At 48.4% G+C, this 2193-nt stretch carries 3 protein-coding genes and 1 pseudogene; all 4 read left to right on the top strand.

Translation table 11 applies throughout. The features are described 5' to 3' along the window. Positions 1 to 636 (top strand): annotated as a pseudogene (locus BLW37_RS18795) (hypothetical protein); the annotation flags it as partial. Positions 637 to 638: 2 nt separating this feature from the next. Then, positions 639 to 1040: a hypothetical protein gene (locus tag BLW37_RS18500; RefSeq protein WP_091345570.1), complete on the top strand. Its 402-nt coding sequence runs from the start codon at positions 639 to 641 to the stop codon at positions 1038 to 1040. A gap of 30 nt (positions 1041 to 1070) precedes the next feature. Then, entirely contained in the window at positions 1071 to 1601 is a 531-nt protein-coding gene (locus tag BLW37_RS18495; RefSeq protein ID WP_139243761.1) for a hypothetical protein, read from the top strand. A gap of 261 nt (positions 1602 to 1862) precedes the next feature. Further along, on the top strand, positions 1863 to 2144 hold the full coding sequence (locus BLW37_RS18490; protein WP_091345567.1) for a type II toxin-antitoxin system Phd/YefM family antitoxin: 282 nt from the start codon (positions 1863 to 1865) through the stop codon (positions 2142 to 2144). Positions 2145 to 2193 lie beyond the last annotated feature (49 nt).

Below are 2193 nucleotides of genomic sequence, written 5' to 3'. Positions count from 1 at the left end.
GGCGCTCGCGGCCGGGGTGCTTACAACCCACAGATAGCGGCAAAAGAAGCTCAGGTCCGCCGCCTGCATGCCGACATGCAGCAGCGTTTTCAGTCGCAACTGGCACGCTATAAAGCCAATCTGGGCACGCAAGCCAACCGCTCTGCGCTGGCCAATGTGGATCGCGGTGTTAATGTCGCCCGCAGCGGCCGCTCAATGCACAGCAATACCGCTGTTGGCCGCCGCACCGGGCGAACGTTGAACGTTGCCAATGGCGAACAAGCCAGAACATTGCAGCGGTTTATGAAAAGAACGACGATACTGAACCGCTGGGTCATTGGGTTAGACCTGGGATTACGAAGCGCTAGAGTCAATACAGCCTTTCAGTCAGGTGGCAGGCGTTCTGGGGTAAGAGAAGGATTCAGGCAAGTTGGTGGATTTTCTTTAAGCTTGGGTGCTGGTTATTTGGCAGTAGGTGCTGCAAAAGCGATTGGTATTGCGTTAAGTCTTACACCTGCAGGCTGGGTTGTATTAATTGGAGCCGCAGTTGTGTTAGCTGTTGTCGCTGCGAGTAGAGCGGACAGTATTGGGCAAGGGGTAGGTGAGACGATGTTCAACCAGGCTGATCGTATCTATATGCATGCGACAGGTAGCTAGTTATGGATAAAACCGTTTCTGTATGGTTTGAGGTGATTGGTTTCATTGTAATTATGTCATTGATCATCTCATATCCACTAGTAGCATGGTTTGTAACCAGGCCATTACAGCGTTTATTGAGATCGAATCAGCAAGATATGATTAGTGACATGGTAGTTTGGCCGTTTAAAAGCTTTTGGTATGCACTGGCTATTCTTTTTCCGTTTGCTCGGTGGAGGCTCGAACGTGATAAGGGCGGATTGTGGTTAGCAAAAGGGAATAATCATCACTTCATAGAGGGAATGGATAAAGTGCGGCAGCTATCTTCAGCCTCACAGTGGTGGTTAAGCCTTTGGTTAATGTGTGCGATGAGTTGTTCTTTGCTGTTGGTACTTTTGAGCTGGGTGCTTGGATATTATTTTTAACTCTTTGATGGCCAGCATCAGGCGCTAAGCATGAAGTTATCTCAAAAGCATACTAAGCGAAGTACTTTATCAGGGTTATCACTTGCACATTCTATTAAAGAAAAGATGGGGCAGGATTATCATGGCCTGCTGCCGCCTCATTTCGTTCTTGGTCTGGTGGCATTATTAAGCGCAATGACAGCAGGCTTTTTGCTGGTTACGTTATTCAGCTTTACCTTCCTTGAGTTTTCTTTTGCATTGGTGATAGCCGATGCCGTATTCATCTTAGTTCTGCTCACCTTGTTATCGAGGTTAATTCAGGGGAAAGCCTCGGTTGTCAGTATTAAGCTGGCGCAACTGTATTCAGTGCTTTGTATCCTTTTAGGCTGTGTGTGGTTGCTGCTGAGCCAACAAAGCGTTCATCCGTCATTGCTGACCGCACTAGCCATATCGGCAATCGTGGCAGCTGCGATTGCAGCTTTCCTCTTTAGTACTAAAGGGTTCAAAAAAATGGTGTGCTATCAGCACCGAGTGTTGCGTGTAAAGCAGGAGCTGTTGAAGGAGCGAACCAAGTCCGGCTAAGGAAAGGGTGCTCCCCGTAGCGTCCAGGCCCTGATTGGGGCCAGTAACTTCAGGGTTAGCTCAAAATTCTCGAGCTTATCCGTAAGATGGAAATTGGTCATAAGAAAGATATCGCCTACTTCGATTTCCACAAGTACATCAGATCGGTATACCAAGGCATATCATCCAGTGTGGCAGCAATCGAATTGGTAAAGATCGATTGCGCTTTTCCCCCTCATCAAGCACAGTTAGTAGTACATTCGCACATACGGTTATGTTGCCATGACAAAGCTCAGAGTTGATGAAGATAGCTGCCCGTTATCCGACTTCGAGGCGGGAATAGCATCCTTCGTGAAGCAGGTTAACGAGACGCACCGCCCCACGGTGCTAACTCAGCACGGCCGTGAGGTTGCAGTGCTGGTCGGCGTGCATGAATACCAACGCATGCAGGAGCGGTTAGAGCTGCTGGAAGCTATTTACGCTGCTGAAGCGCAAATAAAGAAGGGGGAAGGGGTGCCTCATGCCGAGACAAAAGCAATGATTTTAAGGCGGTGGCGTACATGAAGAATTTCGGGGTCAGATAAAAATTTACGATCTAGCGGTTTCACAGTAA

It is taken from the genome of Alkalimonas amylolytica, assembly GCF_900107845.1.
GTDB classification, from domain to species: Bacteria; Pseudomonadota; Gammaproteobacteria; order Enterobacterales; family Alteromonadaceae; genus Alkalimonas; species Alkalimonas amylolytica.
The sequence above is the reverse complement of the archived record's forward strand: the minus strand, read 5'-3'. Positions and strand labels throughout refer to the sequence as shown.

What these genes read in the sequence shown, in the direction of transcription:
- BLW37_RS18500 (WP_091345570.1), top strand. Translation starts at nt 639, where the DNA reads ATGGATAAAACCGTTTCTGTATGGTTTGAGGTGATTGGTTTCATTGTA.
- BLW37_RS18495 (WP_139243761.1), top strand. Translation starts at nt 1,071, where the DNA reads ATGAAGTTATCTCAAAAGCATACTAAGCGAAGTACTTTATCAGGGTTA.
- BLW37_RS18490 (WP_091345567.1), top strand. Translation starts at nt 1,863, where the DNA reads ATGACAAAGCTCAGAGTTGATGAAGATAGCTGCCCGTTATCCGACTTC.